The sequence below is a fragment of the Agrococcus sp. HG114 genome, from assembly GCF_024723325.1.
Classification (GTDB): domain Bacteria; phylum Actinomycetota; class Actinomycetes; order Actinomycetales; family Microbacteriaceae; genus Agrococcus.
The window spans coordinates 1-16,499 of record NZ_JANQCH010000047.1; the positions used below are offsets into that span (position 1 = coordinate 1).

Consider the following 16,499-nt stretch of genomic DNA (forward strand, 5'->3'; position numbering starts at 1 on the left):
GCGCAGGAGCGGTCGCGCCGGCCACCGGCACCGGCTGCCGGGCGGCGATGGGCGCCGACGCTCGCGGCGGAGCCGTCGATGCGCCCGCCGCCGTCGTGCGCGCCCCGTCGGTGCGGGTCATCCGAGCCCCATCCCCCTCACCTCGTCGGCGACGAGGCGAGCGGCCTCGACCGAGCCGACCCCGGCCTCCGCCATCGGGAACGGCACGACGACGAAGCGGCCGTCGCGCACCGCCGCCAGCTCGGCCGTCGCGGGATTGGCGCGCAGCCGCTCGATCTTCGACTCGGCGCTGTGCCACGCGGCGTCGACGAGCACGATGACGTCGGGCTCGCTCGCGGCGACCGCCTCCCACGACAGCGTCGTCCAGGTCTCGTCGACGTCGGCGGTCACGTTCTCGAGCCCTGCCGCCTCGAGCACGAGCTGCGGGGCACCCGAGCCCGCGCCGACGTACGGCGCGTCCTCGCCCGAGGAGTACCAGAGCGCGCGCGGGGCACCCGCGACCGGCTCGACGGACTCGAGCGCGGCGCGCTGCTCGCTCGCGAGCGTCGCGCCCGCGTCAGGGACGCCGAGCACGCTGCCTGCGGTCTCGAGCTCGTCGAAGAGCGCGTCCCACGTGAGCGGCGGCACCTCCGTCGACCAGCACGCGGCGGGGGAGACCCACGTCGTGACGCCCAGCTGCGCGAGCTGCCCGCGGTCGCCGATCGCCTCCGGCGCGAACGCCGACTCCCAGCCCGCGACGACCGCGTCCGGCTCGAGCGCGAGCACCGCCTCGCGCGACGGCATGCCCTCGATCGTCGGTGCGTCGCTGCCCTCGAGCGGCCCGTCGAGGAACGCCGTCGACACGAGCGCGTCGCCCAGCCCGAGCGCGACGACGAGCTCCGCGGCGGTCGACTTCACCGCGACGATGCGCTCGGCAGGCGCCGCCATCGGCGTCACCGCGACGCCGCAGTCGTCGATCGCTGCGGCGCGCTCCGCCGACGGGGACGCGGCGGGCGGCGAGGCCTGCGCGCAGCCGGTCAGCAGGGCGACGGCGATGGCGGCGATGGCGGCGGTGGGGCGGCGGGTCACGGGCTCTCCTCAGGCAGGCTGGCGCGAACGGAATGCTGGGGTCCGCGCGCGGAGGTGATGCCCGGCGCTTGACCACTGTATCGCCGCCCAGCAGACTCAGGGCACCGTCGCTCGACGCGCGGGCCGCAGGGTCCGCGCACGGGCGGGCGTCAGCGTCGACGCGGGGTCGCGGATGCGGTCCCACGGTGCCGAGGAAGCCGAGGAGAGCCATGACCCGGGTCCGCGCAGCGATCACCCAGACCACCTGGACGGGCGACAAGGCGTCGATGCTCGACCGCCACGAGGCGTTCGCGCGCGAGGCGGCGGAGCAGGGCGCCGAGGTGATCTGCTTCCAGGAGCTCTTCTACGGCCCCTACTTCGGCATCACGCAGGACCAGAAGTACTACCGCTACGCGGAGCCCGCCGACGGGCCCGTCGTGCAGCGCTTCGCGGCGCTCGCGAAGGAGCTCGGCATGGTCTCGATCCTGCCGATCTACGAGGAGGAGCAGACCGGGGTCTACTACAACTCCGCGGTCGTCGTCGACGCCGACGGCACGGTCCTCGGCACCTACCGCAAGCACCACCTGCCGCACCTCGACCGCTTCTGGGAGAAGTTCTACTTCCGCCCCGGCAACCTCGGCTACCCCGTCTTCGACACCGCCGTCGGCAAGCTCGGCGTCTACATCTGCTACGACCGGCACTTCCCCGAGGGCTGGCGCGAGCTCGGGCTCGCGGGCGCCCACATGGTGTTCAACCCGAACGCGACGAAGCCCGGGCTCTCGAACCGGCTGTGGGAGATCGAGGGCCCCGCCGCCGCGGTCGCGAACGGCTACTTCGTGCTGCAGCCCAACCGCGTCGGGCGCGAGGACAACGAGTACGGCGAGCTCGCCGTCGACTTCTACGGCACGAGCCAGGTGATCGACCCGCGGGGCGACTTCGTGGGCGCGAAGGGCTCGGCGACCGACGAGGAGCTGCTCGTGCGCGACCTCGACCTCGACCTCGTGCAGCAGATGCGCGACGACTGGCAGTTCTACCGCGACCGCCGGCCAGACTCCTACACCCGGATCGCGAAGCCGTAGGGAGCGAGCATGCCCACCACCCTCATCACCGGCGGCACCGTCGTGAGCGCCACCGGCGCATCCGCCGCCGACGTGCTCGTCGACGGGGAGACGATCCGCGCGGTGCTCGAGCCCGGCAGCGCGCTGCTCGGCGTCGACCTCGCGCGCTCGGTCGACCGCGTGATCGACGCGGGCGGCAAGTACGTGATCCCCGGCGGCATCGACGCGCACACCCACATGGAGCTGCCGTTCGGCGGCACCGCCGCGAGCGACACGTTCGAGACCGGCACGCGCGCCGCCGCGTGGGGCGGCACGACCACGATCATCGACTTCGCGGTGCAGACGCACGGGCAGCGGGTCGAGGACGGGCTCGCCGCGTGGCACGACAAGGCCGCGGGCACGTGCGCGATCGACTACGGCTTCCACCAGATCGTCGGCGACGTGAACGAGGCGTCGCTCGCGGCGCTCCGCGGCCTCGCCGACGAGGGCGTCTCGAGCTACAAGCTCTTCATGGCCTACCCGGGGGTGTTCTACTCCGACGACGCGCAGATCCTGCAGGCCATGCAGGTCGCCGCCGACACGGGGCTCATGACGATGATGCACGCCGAGAACGGGCCCGCGATCGACGTGCTCGTGCGCCAGCTCCTCGCCGAGGGGAAGACGGACCCCTACTTCCACGGCGTTGCGCGCGCGTGGCAGATGGAGGAGGAGGCCACGCACCGGGCGATCATGCTCGCGCACCTCACGGGCGCCCCGCTCTACGTCGTGCACGTGAGCGCGAAGCAGGCGGTCGCGCAGCTCGCCGCCGCCCGCGACCGGGGCCAGAACGTGTTCGGCGAGACGTGCCCGCAGTACCTCTACCTCTCGCTCGAGGAGCAGCTCGGGGCGTCGAGCGAGGAGTGGGGCAGCTTCGAGGGCGCGAAGTGGGTGTGCTCGACGCCGCTGCGCTCGAAGCAGGAGCACCACCAGGACGAGCTGTGGCAGGCGCTGCGCACGAACGACCTGCAGATGGTCTCCACCGACCACTGCCCGTTCTGCATGAAGGATCAGAAGGAGCTCGGCCGCGGCGACTTCTCGAAGATCCCGAACGGCATCGGCGGCGTCGAGCACCGCATGGACCTCCTGTACCAAGGGGTGGTGGATGGGCGGATCTCGCTCGAGCGGTGGGTCGAGATCACCGCGACCACGTCCGCGCGCATGTTCGGGCTCTACGGCCGGAAGGGCGTCATCCAGCCGGGCGCCGACGCCGACATCGTCGTCTACGACCCGGCCGGGCGCACCTCGATCGGCGTGGGCAAGGCGCACCACATGAACATGGACCACTCCGCGTGGGAGGGCTTCGAGATCGACGGGCACGTCGACACGGTCATGAGCCGCGGGCGCGTGATCGTCGACGGCGGCGAGTACCGCGGGCGCCCGGGCGACGGCTCGTTCGTCAAGCGCGGCCTGAGCCAGTACCTCCTCTGACGCCATGGAGATCGGCGCCGTCTTCCAGACCAACCCGCCCGCGAGCCGCGTCGTGCAGCTCGCGCAGCTCGCCGAGGTGCACGGCTTCAGCCACGTGTGGACCTTCGACAGCCACATCCTGTGGCAGGAGCCGTACGTCATCCTCTCCGCCGTGCTCGCGGCCACCCGCCGCGTGAAGGTCGGCCCGTTCGTCACGAATCCCGCGACCCGCGACTGGAGCGTGACCGCCTCGACGCTCGCGACCCTCAACGAGATGTACGGCAACCGCACGGTGTGCGGCATCGGCCGCGGCGACTCGGCGGTGCGCGTCTCGGGCGGGAGGCCGACGTCGCTCGCGGAGCTGCGCGAGGCGGTGCACGTCATCCGCGAGCTCGGCTCGAGCCGCTCGGTCGAGCACGGCGGCGTGACGCTGCGCCTGCCGTGGTCGGAGGGGTCGCAGCTCGACGTGTGGGTGGCCGCGTACGGCCCGCTCGCGCTGCGGCTCGCGGGCGAGGTCGCCGACGGCTTCATCCTGCAGCTCGCCGACCCCGACATCGCGAAGTGGATGATCGAGCGGGTGCGCACCGCCGCGTCCGACGCGGGACGCGACCCGATGGCCGTGCGCATCTGCGTCGCCGGGCCCGCCTACGTCGGCGACGACCTCGCGCACCAGCGCGAGCAGTCGCGCTGGTTCGGCGGCATGGTCGGCAACCACGTCGCCGACATCGTCGCGAAGCACGGCCCGCACGGCGCGATCCCCGACGACCTCGCCGACTACATCGCCGCGCGCGAGGGCTACGACTACAACACGCACGGGCGGGCCGAGAACGACCACGTCGACTTCGTGCCCGATGCGATCGTCGACCGCTTCTGCGTGCTCGGCACCGCCGACGACCACATCGAGAAGCTCACGCGCCTGCGCGAGCTCGGCGTCGACCAGTTCGCCGCCTACGTCATGCACGACGACAAGGAGGAGACGCTGCGCCAGTACGGCGAGCGCATCATCCCCGCGCTCCAGGAGCACCGCCGCGCCCGCTCCTGATCCCGCCCGCTACGGTGAGGAGGTCCCCCGAGCGACCGAGGAGCCACCATGCCCGAGCACGAGTTCGACCCCGCCGACGGCGAGCGCGCCCGCTCGCTCGACCCGCTCATCCTCCACTCGTGGTCGAAGCACGGCACCACGAACCCGTTCACGGTCGCGCGCGGCGAGGGCGTGCGCCTGTGGGACTACGACGGCCGCGAGTACCTCGACTTCTCGAGCCAGCTCGTCAACACGAACATCGGCCACGCGCACCCGAAGGTCGTCGAGGCGATCCAGCGGCAGGCTGCGCAGCTCGCGACCGTCGCGCCCGCGACGACGAACCTCGTCCGCGGCGAGGCGGCCGAGCGCATCCTCTCGAAGATCGACGCCATGGCCGCCGTCTTCTTCACGAACGGCGGGGCGGATGCGGTGGAGAACGCGATCCGGATGGCGCGCGTCCACACGGGGCGCGCGAAGGTCGTCTCGCACTACCGCTCGTACCACGGCAACACGGGCGCCGCGGTGAACGCGACGGGCGACCAGCGGCGCCTCGGCAACGAGTTCGCGACGGGCCACGTGCACGTGTTCGGGCCGTTCCTGTACCGCTCGGAGTTCTGGGCCGAGACGGAGGAGCAGGAGTCGGAGCGCGCGCTCCAGCACATGCGGCGCGTCATCGAGGCGGAGGGGCCCTCGACGGTCGCTGCGATCCTCGTCGAGGCGCTGCCCGGCACCGCGGGCATCCTCGTGCCGCCGCCCGGCTACCTGCAGGGCCTCCGCGAGCTCGCCGATCAGCACGGCATCGTGCTGATCCTCGACGAGGTCATGGCCGGCTTCGGCCGCACGGGCCACTGGTTCGCGCACCAGCACGACGGGGTGCGCCCCGACCTCGTGACCTTCGCGAAGGGCGTCAACTCGGGCTACGTGCCCGTCGGCGGCGTCATCATCAGCGACGAGATCCTCGGCACGTTCACGCAGCGCGCGATCCCCGGCGGCCTCACCTACGCTGGCCACCCGCTCGCCGCCGCCTCGATCGTCGCGACGATCGACGCGATGACCGAGGAGGGCATCGTCGAGCACGCCGCGCACCTCGGCGCCGACATCCTCGGTCCCGGCCTCGCCGAGCTCGCGTCGCGGCACGAGGTCATCGGCGAGGCGCGCGGCCGCGGCTGCTTCTGGGCCCTCGACCTCGTGGCCGACCGCGGCACGCGCGAGCCGGTCGACGCATCCGTCGTCGCCGGCCTGAAGAGCGCGCTGCTCGAGCGCGGCTACGTGCCGTTCACGGCCGACAACCGCATCCACGTCGTGCCGCCGCTCGTGATGGGCGACGACGACGCGCGCCGCGGCCTCGAGATCCTCGACGACGCCTTCGCCACCCTGAGCTGACCTCTCGACGTCGCCGGTGGCAGGGCGCGGAGCATGCTGCCGCGCCTGACCACCGGCGACGTCGAGAAGTGCGGGAGGATGGGCGCATGAGCATCCACCTGCTGGGCGGCGGCTGGGCCGACGACGAGTCGCGCTGGACGGGCCGCTTCGTCGCCGAGGCACGCGAGCGCGCCGAGGGCGCCCCGGTCATCGCGTGCGTGCTGTGGGCGGAGGACGCCGACGAGGGCGCGCGCTGGCACGGCGACTACCGCGACGACCTCACGAAGCTCGGCGCGGGCGAGGTGCGCATCGTGCAGCTCGGGCCCGACCGCGCGCTGCAGCCGACCGACCTCGGCAGCGCCGACGGCATCTTCATCGGCGGCGGGCTCACCCCCGGCTACCACGCGGCCGTCATGCCGGCGGCCGACACGATCCGCGGCCTCGTCGCCTCGGGGGTGCCCTACGCGGGCTACTCGGCGGGCGCGATGATCGCGGGCGACGTCGCGCTGCTCGGCGGCTGGCGCATCGGCGGGGTGCCCGTGTGCCCGCAGGCGAGCAGCGAGGGGCTCGACGACGTCACGCTCGACGCGGGCCTCGGCCTCGTCGACCTCGTCGTCGACGTGCACGCGGCGCAGTACGGCAACCTCTCGCGCGCCGTCGCGATCGTGCACGCCGGGCTCGCCGAGCGCGTCGTCGCGATCGACGAGAACACCTCGCTCGTCGCAGGCGCCGCCGGCCTCGTCGTCGCGGGCGACGGCAGCGTGTGGGCCGCCGAGCGCGACGCCGGCAGCGACCAGGTGCGCGTCGCCGTCCTCGCCGCATGACCGGACCGCTCGCGGAGCTCGTCGACCCGGGGTGGGCGGATGCGCTCGCCCCCGTCGAGCACGTCGTCGCGGGCCTGGGCGAGCGGTTGCGCGCCGAGGTCGCTGAGGGGCGCCCGTACCTGCCGGCGGGCGACGCGGTGCTGCGCGCGTTCCGGCGACCGCTCCACGACGTGCGCGTGCTCGTCGTGGGGCAGGACCCGTACCCGACGCCCGGGCACTCGATCGGGCTCGCGTTCGCCGTCGAGCGGCACGTGCGGCCGCTGCCGCGCTCGCTCGCGAACATCTACCGCGAGCTGCACGACGACCTCGGCATCCCGCCCGCGTCGCACGGCGACCTGTCGACGTGGGCCGACCAGGGCGTGCTGCTGCTCAACCGGGTGCTCACGGTGCAGGCGGGCGTGACGGACTCGCATCGCGGCTGGGGATGGGAGCAGGTCACCGAGGAGGCCATCCGGGCGCTCGTCGCCCGCAGGAGCGCCGACGGCGGCGCCGTGCCGCTCGTCGCGATCCTGTGGGGCGCGAAGGCGCAGGCCCTCGCGCCCCTGCTCGACGGCGTGCCGACGATCGCGTCGGCGCACCCCTCGCCGCTCAGCGCGCGGCGGGGGTTCTTCGGCTCGCGGCCCTTCTCGCGCGCGAACGCGGCGCTCGCCGCGCAGGGCGCCCGGCCGATCGACTGGCGCGTGCCCGACGCCGACGCGCTCCCGCTCGACCCCAGCGCTTGAGCGAACCCTCGGGGAGCGTTCTGTAACAGCGATCCCGAATCTGCGGGCGGTCGGCGATGCTGAGCCCATCGGCGGAGCCCCATCCGTCGGGGAGGAGTCGTCATGACCGGCCTGCAGCACCGCGCTCGCATCGGCTTCGCGATCGGCGCGCTGCCCGCGACCCTGCTCGCGCTCGGCCTGAGCCTCGTCGTCGGGCTCGGCATCGTCGCCGCCATCACGCCGGAGCTGCAGGGCTCGGCGATCGGGGTCGTCTACGGGCTCATGATCGGGCTGCCGATGGTCGCGGCGGTGCTGCTCGCGAGGCACGGCGTGCGTCGCCACTTCAGCCCCTGGATCGCGGGCTCCGCGGTCGTCGTCGGCTCGGCCCTCGTCGTCGCGCTGCTGTTCTGGCTCGCGCAGGTCAACCCGGCCATGGTGCCCGTCACGGCGCTCACCGGCGCGCTCGTCGCAGCCGTCGCGGTCGCGATCGCGATCTGGCCGCGGCCGCGCCGCTGACCGGACGCGAACGGGGCGGAGCAGGGGAGCCGCGCGGGCGCTCCGCGACACGCTCGTCACGGGTGTCGGCGCGCGGTGCCACGATGGAGCCGTGACCGACTTCGAGGCATGGCGCGACGCCCGGCAGCGCGCCGACGCGGCGGCAGCCGCCGCTGCTGCGGCGAGCGACGAGCACGCGACCGTGACCGACCTCGGCCCCGGCTTCTGGATGGTGACCGTCTCGGGCGCCACGCGGGGCTTCATCACCCAGATCGAGGTGAAGGGCGAGCTGCGCTTCGAGGCGCGGCTGCGCCACATGAACCCGGGGCAGGGCACCCGCATCGGCGAGTACTGGGAGCTCGAGCGGGCGATCTCGGCGATCCTCGAGGAGCCGCCGCCCTTCGTCGGCCGCGACCCGTTCCGCGAGCTCACGAACTACGCGACGCGGGAGCAGATGCGCGAGCGCACGGAGCGCAAGCGGCTGCAGCGGCGGGCGAACCGGTACTTCGGGTGACGGCCATCCACGAGCTCGGCGCGCTCGAGCTGTGGCGGCTGCTCCACGCGCGGCAGCTGAGCGCCGTCGAGGTCGCGCGCCACTTCCTCGACCGCATCGAGCGCCTCGACGAGGCGAACGCGTTCGTGCACGTCGACGCCGAGCTCGCCCTCGCCCGCGCGCGCGAGGTGGACGACGCCGACGACCGCACCGGGCTCATCCACGGCCTGCCGTTCGCCGACAAGGCACTCTCGCTCCGCGCCGGCCAGCCCGCCGACCTTGGGAGCCGCTGGCGCGAGGGAGCGATCGCCGACGAGACCCACCCGGTGCCGCGCGTGCTCGACGCGGCGGGCGGCGTCGTGCTGGGCCGCACCGCGGCGCCGGAGCTCGGCTTCGCCGGCTACACCCGCTCGGCGCTGCACGGCACGACGACCCTGCCGGGCCGGCCCGACCTGCATGCGGGCGGCTCCTCGGGCGGTGCCGCCGCCGCGGTCGCGCAGGGCCTGCTGCCGTTCGCGCCCGGCTCCGACGGCGGCGGCTCGATCCGCATCCCGGCTGCGACGTGCGGGCTCGTGGGGCTCAAGCCCACGCGCGGCCGCATCCCCGCGCAGGGCGGCACCGGCACCGTCGGCGGGCTCGTGACGGCCGGCGCGATCGCGCGCTCGGTGATCGACGTCGCGCTGCTCACCGACGCGCTCATCGGCCGCGTGAACGGGCGGTCGCCGTACGAGCTCGCGCTCCGGCCGCCGGAGCACGACGACGGCTCGCTGCTCGCCGCGGCGATCCGCGGCGAGGGCCGCTACCGCATCGCGCTCATGACCGGCGGCACCCCGTGGGACTCGACCGACGACATCCGCATCGCCCCCGAGGCGACGGCCGCCGTCGACGAGACGGTCGCGCTGCTCGAGGCGCTCGGCCACGAGGTCGGCGAGGTGCGGCTGCCGGATGCGACGGGCTACCCCGAGGCGTTCACCGACCTGTGGCGGGGCGGTGCCGCGACCATCCCGATCCCGGTCGAGGAGCGGCACCGGCTCGAGCCGCTCGCGCGCTGGATCATCGACTCGAGCGACCGGCTGACCGCCGGCGGGCTCGCTCGCGCGCAGCTGTGGGCGACCGACTTCGAGCGCCGCGTGATCGCCGCGTTCGCGCCGTGGGACGCGGTGCTCACGCCCGCGACCGCGCTCACGCCGCGCCCGCTCGACTGGTACCCGGTCGACGACGGCGAGGCCGACTTCCGCCACCAGGTGCTGCACACGCCGCACACGTCGTTCGTCAACGTGGCGGGACTGCCGGCGATCGCGCTGCCCGTCCACCGCACGGCAGACGCGCTCCCGATGGGCGTGCAGCTCATCGGCCGCCCGGGGGAGGAGGCCACGCTGCTCGCGATCGGCCGCCAGCTCGAGCGCCGCATCCCCTGGGAGCGCCGCATCCTCGACCGCCTCGCTCCCTAGCCGCGCCCCCCGGATTCTCAACCGGGCTGGTGGTAGGCGGACGCGACTATCGCGTCGGCGGACCACTGAGCCGGTTGAGATCTGCGCGCGAGCTCGGCGGGGCTGCTGCGGCGGCCGCGATGACGGGCCGCGCTACTGCTGGCTCGGCGGCGCGCTGCGACCACGCGGGCGCGGGGCGACGCTGCGCTTCGGCAGGTAGCCGCCCTTCACGAGGTCGGCCTCGATCTCGTACCTGTTCGTGACGCCCTCGCGGCCGGCGGCGAAGTACATCGGGATGAACCACAGGCCGTAGCGCTGCCACTGCCGGCGGTGCACGTCCTCGTGCTCGAGGATCTCTGGGCTGGTCGCATCGCGCGTCAAGAACGTCGCGCCGACCGTGGTGCCGCCGCGCCCGAACGCCCACCGCGGAAGCCCCGAGATCACCGTGAGCTCGCCCACCTGGCGCTCCTCGCCGCCGAGCAGGCGCCCCCACGAGCGCGCCGCTGCGGTCGCGAACCGATGCCCGACGGCTGCCACCGGCGGCGCGGTCAGCGCCCGGAACGCCGGATCGGCGATGGCGCGGCCGAGAGCGCCGACACCGTGGCCGAGGGCCGCGATCGCCCCCGAGAGCACGGCCACGCGCCTGCGTCGCGGATCTGCCATGCGGCCGACGATAGCGCGCGGATACGCTGGCACCATGACGCCCGATCCGCGCCGCACCGCTCGCTCGCGGGCGCTGCCGGAGTGAGGAGCGCCCGGTGAGGATCGCGATGGTGTCGATGCACACGTCGCCCGCCGATCGACCGGGCAAGGGCGACGCCGGCGGCATGAACGTCGTGGTGCTCGAGAGCGCCCGCGCGCTCGCGAACCGCGGCCACGAGATCGACCTGTTCACGAGGTCGTCGGGCGCGCCGCACGCGACGACGCTCGAGCCCGGCGTGACCCTGCGGGCGCTCGACACCGGCGGCGGCGCGATGCGCAAGCACGAGCTGTCCATCCTGACCGACGCGTTCGGCGAGCAGCTGGAGCGTGCGGCGCGCGCCGCGAGCGTGCCGTACGACGTCATCCACGCGCACTACTGGCTCTCGGGCCTCGCCGCGCTGCCCGTCTCGCTCTCGCTCGGCATCCCGATCGTGCAGACCTTCCACACGCTCGCCGAGGAGAAGAACCGGCGGAAGGGCGACGGCGAGCCGCCCGAGCCTGAGCGGCGCCGGCTCACGGAGCGCTACCTCGCCGACCAGGTCGACGCGATCGCCGCCGTCTCGCGCGCCGAGATCGACGTGCTGTGCGACGGCGTCGGGGCGAGCCCCGAACGGGTGTGGCTCGTGCCCCCGGCCGTCGACGCGCAGCGGTTCCTGCCGAAGCCCGTCGCCTCGCGCCACGAGGTGCGCCGCCGGCTCGGCGTGCTGCCCGACGAGGGGCTCGTCGTGTGCGTCGGCCGCGTGCAGCCGCTCAAGGGGCAGGACCTCGCGGTGCGCATGCTCGAGCACCTCGACGACGCCGTGCTCGTCATCGCGGGCGACGCGGTGCCGGGCGACGAGCGCTACCTCGAGTCGCTCCACGACATCGCGCGCGAGCTCGGCGTCGAGGGCCGCGTGCGGCACATCGGCAGCGTCGAGCGCGACGCGCTCGCGCAGCTGCTCGACGCCGCCGACGTCGTCGTCGTGCCGAGCCGCTCGGAGTCGTTCGGCCTCGTGCCGCTCGAGGCCGCCGCGTGCGGCACGCCGGTCGTCGCGTCGCGCGTCGGCGGGCTCGTCGAGTCGGTCATCGACGGCGAGACGGGCGTGCTGATCGACAGCCGTGACCCGGCCGAGTGGGCGGATGCGGTGGACGCGATCCTCGAGGACACCGAGCTCGCGCTCGAGCTCGGCCTCGCGGCGCGCCGTGCGGCCACGCGCCGCGACTGGGCCGACGTCGCGCTCGAGCTCGAGACGGTCTACGGCGCGGCGGCGCGGGCCCGCGAGCTGTAGGAGCGCCCGCAGATCCGCGGGTTCCACGCTCCCGTCCCCGCCGGTACGCTCGGCCTCGGACAGGGGTCGTCGGCGCAGCCGGTCGCTGTGGGGCTGGACTGCGCGGGTCACGAGGTGGGCGCTGTTCCTCCGCACCACTCTGACCGGAAGGCACGTCCATGCTCAGCAAGACCAGCGCGGCTTGCACCGCGCTCCTCGTCGGCGCCCTCGTCGCGGCCGGCGCCGCTCCAGCCAGCGCTCAAGTCGTCGAGCGCTACTCGTTCACCGAATCCGACAGCGGCATCGTCGAGGACTTCTGCGGCGCCGGGATCGAAGCCGCGTACACCTACGACGTCGAGGTGTCCGGCGTCATCCGCACCCGAGGCGACAGCGAGATCCTCTGGTTCCAGGAGCACGCGCGCCAGGTCCAGACCTTCACGTACGACGGCATGACCGTCACCGACACCCAGCCCAACAGCCTCGCGCGCGATCACAAGATCGTCGACAACGGCGACGGCACGCTCACCATCACGGTGCTCCTGACCGGCGGCTCGAGGCTCGTCGGCGAGGACGGCGGGGTCCTGGCGAAGAACGACGGCCAGATCCGGCTGCTGCTGCTGGTCGACGCGGAGTCCGGCGAGATCCTCAGCGAGGAGCTCATCTTCGGGTCGACGGGCACGAACGACGACTACTGCGAGGCGACCCTCGACTACTGGGGCCTCTGACCCGCACCGGCGCCGGCGCATCCGCGCCGCGCACGACGGAGGGGGCGAGCCGACGGCCCGCCCCCTCCGCTCGTCACCGCGGGTCAGCGGTCGACGACCTCCGCCTCGACGTGGTCCTCGTCGCCCGCGCCCCGCGAACCGGCCTGCGAGCCGCCGAGCGCCGCGTTGCCGCCCGCGCCGAGCTGGCCCTGCTGGCCCGAGCCGCCGTGCTTGAGCGCGGCGAGGCGCGCCTCGATCTCGGTCTGCCGGCCGACGTCCTCGAGGGCCTCGAACTGCGCGTCGAGCGTCGAGGCCGCGAGCTCCTGCTGACCGAGGACCTTGGCCTCCTCGCGGCGGATCTTGTCCTCGAAGCGGCCGATCTCGCTCGTGGGGTCAAGGATGTCGATCGACTTCACGGCGTCGTGCACCTGCGACTGCGCCTCGGCGACCTTCGCGCGCGCGATGAGCTCGGAGCGCTTCGACTTCAGCTGGTCGAGCTTCTGCTTCATCGTGTCGAGGCCGGTCTTGAGCTTGTCGACGACCTCGTTCTGCGACTGGATCGACGGCTCGGCGGCGCGCGCCTCCTGCTCCGACTGCAGCTGCTTGCCGAGCGCGACCTTCGCGAGGTTGTCGAACTTGTCGGCGTCGGGCTTGCCCTCGGCGCGCAGCTGGTCGGCGCGCTGCGAGGCGGCGAGCGCCTTGCGGCCCCAGTCCTCGGCGGCGCGCACGTCCTCCTGGTAGTCCTGCTCCTGCAGGCGCAGGTTGCCGATCGTCTGGGCGATGGCGGCCTCGGCCTCGGCGATCGAGTTCGTGTAGTCGCGCACCATCTGGTCGAGCATCTTCTGCGGGTCCTCGGCCTGGTCGAGGAGCGCGTTGATGTTGGCCTTCGCGAGCTGCGCGATGCGGCCGAGGATGGACTGCTTGGACATGGGGTTCCTTCCTGCATTGCCGCCGGGGCGGCCCTTGGTCGATTGTCGTCTGGTCGTGCCGTGCAAGTGGTGAGTGGATGCGTCGGGCCGAGCCGGTGGGCAGGTCCGGGCCGCTCCCGGGTCAGTCGCCGAAGCCCCCGCCCCCGCCGCCGAAGTCGCCGAAGCCGCCGCCGAAGAAGCCGCCTCCGCCCCCGCCGCCGAAGCCGCCCCCGCCGCCGGAGAAGAGGTCGCCGAGCCCGCCGCCGCCCCCGCCGCCGTCGGAGCCGCCCGCGAAGCCGCCGAAGCCGCCGCCGTGGCCGTGCCCGCCGCCGCTCAGCATGTCGCCGAGGATGTAGCCGAGCAGGCCGCCCGTGAGCATGTCCTGCCCGCGCCCACCGCCCCGGTAGTACGGGTTCTGCGGTCGGCCGCCCCAGCCGCCGATGTCGTGCGACGCATCCTGCATCGCCTGCTCGGCGTGCTGCGACGCGGCCTGCGCGTACTGGATCGCGGTCTCGGGGTCGTGCTGCGCGAGCCGCAGCGCCTGCGCGAGCTCCTGCTGCGCGGTCGCGAGCAGCTGCCGCGCGTGCACGCCGACGCCGATGCGGCGCGTGCGGATGTAGTCCTCCGCGCGATCGATGTTGGCGCGCGCCGAGCCGATCCAGCGGTCGAGGCCCGCGCGCTGCCGCTCGAGCTGCATGCCGCCCTCGCGCAGCTGCGCGGTCGCCTCGTCGAGGCGCTGGTTCGCGCGCTGCAGGTTCGCGAGCACCGCGAGCGTGTCGGTGGGGCGACGCTGCGCGAGCGCGACCTGCTCCTCGACGTGGCGGATGAGCGGGGCCAGGTCGACGCGCTCGGTGCTGCGGAGCGTCTTCGCGGCCGCGATGTCGCCGATCGAGTCCTGCACGAGGCCGACGAGCTGCTGCGCGGAGTTGCCGAGGTCGTGCTCGGCGCGCTCGACGGCGGCGAGCAGGCCCGACGCCTGCGCGAGCGCGGCCTCGGCCGCGTGCACCGCGAGCGCGGCAGCCGCGCCGTCGCCGCGCCCGACCGCGTCGCGGCCGGCGGCGATCGACTCGTCGATGTTCGGCAGCTGCCGCTCGGCGCCCGCGATGTTCTCGCGCACCGGCTCGATCGAGGAGCCCGCGTGCACGTCGTCGAGCCGGTCGAGGATCGCGCGCGCGTTCGCGATGCGGCCGTCGAGGGCCTGCCGCGACTGCGCGACCGTCTCGAGCACCTGCGGCGCGTTGCGCTCGAGGTCGCGCAGCTGCTCGAACGACGACGCGTGGCTCGCGAGCTCGGAGCCGGCGCCCTCGGCGATCTGCAGGATCCGGCTCGACCACTCGTGCCGCTCCTGGTCGGTGTCGGGGAACGCGTCGTCGAGCCGCTGCTGCAGCGCGAAGGCCTCGCGCAGCCCGCCCTTCGCCTTCTCGAGCGCCTCGCGGTACGGGCGCACGGCATCCTCGCCGAACTGCGCGCCCGCGAACGCGAGCTCCTGCTCGCTCTGCTGCACGGTGTCGTCGAGCTGCACGAGCGCGATGTCGGCGCGCTGCTTCAGCTCCTCGAGGCTCAGCTGCTGCTGCTTCTGCTGCGCGATCTCGCCCTGCTTCTTGCGCCGCGAGCGCATGCCGCGCGAGAGCGCCCACGCGCCGCCGCCGACCACCGCCGCGCCGCCGACGAGCAGCACGACGGGCCACACCGCATCCGCCCCGACGTTCACCTCGGTGCCGCCCGTGCCGCCGGACGCGTCGAACTCGGCGACCGCCGTGCCGAAGCCCATCGCGGCGCCGGCGATGTCGCCGTTGTTGAGGGCCGGCAGCAGCGTCGACTGCGCGACCTGGTTCACCTCCGCCTCCGTGAGCGGGTAGCCCTGCGGGTAGGCGTAGCCCCACTGCTGGTCGTCCATCGCGATCGAGATGAGCAGGTCGTCCTGCCCGAGGCCCGACGCCTCGGCGGCCTGCACCGACCAGTCGCCGCGGTCGATCCCGTCGTACGAGTCGACGACGACGACGTAGACGTCGGCGGGCGAGGATGCGTTCTCCTCCTCGAGGTGGCTCGTCACCTCGGCGTCGTCCCCGGCGTAGTCGCCCGTGGTGTCGACGAAGGGGTCGCCGCCGATGTCGACCGGGTCCTCGGTCGCGAGCGATCCGGCGGACAGCCCGAGCATCCCCGCGCCCGCGAGGGCGGCGGCGGCGAACGGGCGAACGAACCGGACCTGCATCTGCGCTCCCTGTCGTCGGCGGATCGGGTGCCGACCTGGCGCGAGTCTAACCAGCGGAGATTGCCGCTCGCCTGGGGGATGGCCCCCGGTGCAGGCCGCTGTCAGCGAACGCCGAACGGGTCGCCGACGACGACTCGCTGGGCGCCGCTCGAATCGGTGAGCCACACGACGGGCGCGGGCGCGGCGTGCTCGCTGCCCTCGCTGCACGCGACCGAGTCGGCGACCACGAGCCGCACGCCGAGCACGACGGAGCCCTCGGCGCCGCCCCCGCCGCCCGCGACCGCTCCCACGCGGGCCGAGCCGCGCAGCGCGTCGACGACAGGGTCCGCCGGGTCGGGCGCCTCGACGATCCTGCCCGTGCCGCGCTCGACGAACGCGACGCCGATCCCGTCGACCCGCAGCGAGGCGTCCTCGAGGAAGGTGAAGGCGACGTCGGCGACGCCGTCGCCGGGGTCGTCGCCGAACGCGATGTCGACGCCGAGTGCGGTCTCCGCGTCCTCGATCGCGCACGCGTCCGCCGCGGGGGCCGCGCCCGCCGCGCCGGCATCGCCGCTCGAGTCCTGCTCGGCCGCCGGCGCCTGCTCCTGCCCGGCGCCCCGGTCCGACAGCACCGAGCTCGACGGCGACAGCGGCGAGAGGCCCGGCAGCACGAAGGGCGCGACGATGAGCACGCCCGCGCCCGTCGCCGCCGCGGTGACTGCCGCGACCTTCGGCCGCCGGCGCCTCCGCGCTCGCTCGACCACCGCATCCGCGTCGAGCCCGGCGCGCGGGCCCGGGATCTCCTGCAGCCTGCGCCGCAGCTCGTCCTCGCCGCTCACGACCGGTCCTCCCGCGCCCGCTGCTCGGGCG

At 74.1% G+C, this 16,499-nt stretch carries 16 protein-coding genes; 11 read left to right on the forward strand and 5 right to left on the reverse strand.

Features of this window, described 5'->3' with window-relative positions; all coding sequences use genetic code 11:
- Positions 1 to 117 precede the first annotated feature (117 nt).
- Entirely contained in the window at positions 118 to 1,068 is a 951-nt protein-coding gene (locus tag NWP09_RS06580; protein ID WP_258274734.1) for an ABC transporter substrate-binding protein, read from the reverse strand.
- A gap of 209 nt (positions 1,069 to 1,277) precedes the next feature.
- On the opposite strand from NWP09_RS06580, the gene NWP09_RS06585 reads away from it, so the two are divergent.
- The 9 genes from NWP09_RS06585 to NWP09_RS06625 all read left to right on the forward strand — a co-directional run bounded on the left by NWP09_RS06585 (position 1,278) and on the right by NWP09_RS06625 (position 9,898).
- Positions 1,278 to 2,126 (forward strand): nitrilase-related carbon-nitrogen hydrolase, encoded by an 849-nt coding sequence (locus NWP09_RS06585; protein WP_258274735.1) that lies wholly within the window; start codon positions 1,278 to 1,280, stop codon positions 2,124 to 2,126.
- A 9-nt stretch (positions 2,127 to 2,135) separates the two neighbouring features.
- On the forward strand, positions 2,136 to 3,572 hold the full coding sequence (hydA, locus tag NWP09_RS06590; RefSeq protein WP_258274736.1) for a dihydropyrimidinase: 1,437 nt from the start codon (positions 2,136 to 2,138) through the stop codon (positions 3,570 to 3,572).
- A 4-nt stretch (positions 3,573 to 3,576) separates the two neighbouring features.
- On the forward strand, positions 3,577 to 4,593 hold the full coding sequence (locus NWP09_RS06595; protein ID WP_258274737.1) for a TIGR03842 family LLM class F420-dependent oxidoreductase: 1,017 nt from the start codon (positions 3,577 to 3,579) through the stop codon (positions 4,591 to 4,593).
- Positions 4,594 to 4,641: 48 nt separating this feature from the next.
- On the forward strand, positions 4,642 to 5,955 hold the full coding sequence (locus NWP09_RS06600; protein ID WP_258274738.1) for an aspartate aminotransferase family protein: 1,314 nt from the start codon (positions 4,642 to 4,644) through the stop codon (positions 5,953 to 5,955).
- Positions 5,956 to 6,041: 86 nt separating this feature from the next.
- Entirely contained in the window at positions 6,042 to 6,758 is a 717-nt protein-coding gene (locus NWP09_RS06605; RefSeq protein WP_258274739.1) for a Type 1 glutamine amidotransferase-like domain-containing protein, read from the forward strand.
- Positions 6,755 to 7,480: a uracil-DNA glycosylase gene (locus NWP09_RS06610; RefSeq protein ID WP_258274740.1), complete on the forward strand. Its 726-nt coding sequence runs from the start codon at positions 6,755 to 6,757 to the stop codon at positions 7,478 to 7,480. Before NWP09_RS06605 ends, NWP09_RS06610 begins: the two co-directional genes overlap by 4 nt.
- A gap of 102 nt (positions 7,481 to 7,582) precedes the next feature.
- Positions 7,583 to 7,975 carry a hypothetical protein gene (locus NWP09_RS06615; RefSeq protein ID WP_258274741.1) on the forward strand — a complete coding sequence of 131 codons (393 nt, stop codon included), beginning with the start codon at positions 7,583 to 7,585 and terminating at the stop codon, positions 7,973 to 7,975.
- A 91-nt stretch (positions 7,976 to 8,066) separates the two neighbouring features.
- A complete protein-coding gene (locus NWP09_RS06620; protein ID WP_258274742.1) occupies positions 8,067 to 8,468 on the forward strand; it encodes a hypothetical protein in 402 nt (133 codons plus the stop codon).
- Positions 8,465 to 9,898, forward strand: coding sequence for an amidase (locus NWP09_RS06625; protein ID WP_258274743.1), 1,434 nt, complete (start codon positions 8,465 to 8,467; stop codon positions 9,896 to 9,898). The genes NWP09_RS06620 and NWP09_RS06625 overlap by 4 nt, the downstream gene beginning before the upstream one ends.
- Positions 9,899 to 10,030: 132 nt before the next feature.
- Here the strand turns inward: NWP09_RS06625 and NWP09_RS06630 are convergent, their stop codons facing one another.
- A complete protein-coding gene (locus NWP09_RS06630) occupies positions 10,031 to 10,540 on the reverse strand; it encodes a hypothetical protein (protein WP_258274744.1) in 510 nt (169 codons plus the stop codon).
- Between the two features lie 95 nt (positions 10,541 to 10,635).
- Here NWP09_RS06630 and NWP09_RS06635 point away from each other — a divergent pair, with 95 nt between their 5' ends.
- Together NWP09_RS06635 and NWP09_RS06640 are read left to right on the forward strand one after the other, a co-directional pair.
- Complete coding sequence (locus tag NWP09_RS06635) at positions 10,636 to 11,847, forward strand: glycosyltransferase (RefSeq protein ID WP_258274745.1); 1,212 nt, start codon at positions 10,636 to 10,638, stop codon at positions 11,845 to 11,847.
- 158 nt (positions 11,848 to 12,005) lie between these two features.
- Positions 12,006 to 12,551, forward strand: coding sequence for a hypothetical protein (locus NWP09_RS06640; RefSeq protein ID WP_258274746.1), 546 nt, complete (start codon positions 12,006 to 12,008; stop codon positions 12,549 to 12,551).
- An 83-nt stretch (positions 12,552 to 12,634) separates the two neighbouring features.
- Here the strand turns inward: NWP09_RS06640 and NWP09_RS06645 are convergent, their stop codons facing one another.
- The 3 genes from NWP09_RS06645 to NWP09_RS06655 form a co-directional block, all read right to left on the reverse strand.
- Entirely contained in the window at positions 12,635 to 13,459 is an 825-nt protein-coding gene (locus NWP09_RS06645; RefSeq protein WP_258274747.1) for a PspA/IM30 family protein, read from the reverse strand.
- 121 nt (positions 13,460 to 13,580) lie between these two features.
- Complete coding sequence (locus NWP09_RS06650; protein WP_258274748.1) at positions 13,581 to 15,650, reverse strand: TPM domain-containing protein; 2,070 nt, start codon at positions 15,648 to 15,650, stop codon at positions 13,581 to 13,583.
- Between the two features lie 101 nt (positions 15,651 to 15,751).
- Positions 15,752 to 16,499, reverse strand: a 748-nt coding sequence (locus tag NWP09_RS06655; RefSeq protein ID WP_258274749.1) for a hypothetical protein, incomplete at its 5' end; no start/stop codon positions are given.

Bases quoted from the DNA above. Each gene is read 5' to 3' on its own strand.
- NWP09_RS06645 (WP_258274747.1), bottom strand. From the start codon at position 13,459: ATGTCCAAGCAGTCCATCCTCGGCCGCATCGCGCAGCTCGCGAAGGCC.
- NWP09_RS06615 (WP_258274741.1), top strand. From the start codon at position 7,583: ATGACCGGCCTGCAGCACCGCGCTCGCATCGGCTTCGCGATCGGCGCG.
- NWP09_RS06640 (WP_258274746.1), top strand. From the start codon at position 12,006: ATGCTCAGCAAGACCAGCGCGGCTTGCACCGCGCTCCTCGTCGGCGCC.
- NWP09_RS06585 (WP_258274735.1), top strand. From the start codon at position 1,278: ATGACCCGGGTCCGCGCAGCGATCACCCAGACCACCTGGACGGGCGAC.
- NWP09_RS06595 (WP_258274737.1), top strand. From the start codon at position 3,577: ATGGAGATCGGCGCCGTCTTCCAGACCAACCCGCCCGCGAGCCGCGTC.
- hydA (WP_258274736.1), top strand. From the start codon at position 2,136: ATGCCCACCACCCTCATCACCGGCGGCACCGTCGTGAGCGCCACCGGC.
- NWP09_RS06630 (WP_258274744.1), bottom strand. From the start codon at position 10,540: ATGGCAGATCCGCGACGCAGGCGCGTGGCCGTGCTCTCGGGGGCGATC.
- NWP09_RS06605 (WP_258274739.1), top strand. From the start codon at position 6,042: ATGAGCATCCACCTGCTGGGCGGCGGCTGGGCCGACGACGAGTCGCGC.
- NWP09_RS06600 (WP_258274738.1), top strand. From the start codon at position 4,642: ATGCCCGAGCACGAGTTCGACCCCGCCGACGGCGAGCGCGCCCGCTCG.
- NWP09_RS06610 (WP_258274740.1), top strand. From the start codon at position 6,755: ATGACCGGACCGCTCGCGGAGCTCGTCGACCCGGGGTGGGCGGATGCG.
- NWP09_RS06650 (WP_258274748.1), bottom strand. From the start codon at position 15,650: ATGCAGGTCCGGTTCGTTCGCCCGTTCGCCGCCGCCGCCCTCGCGGGC.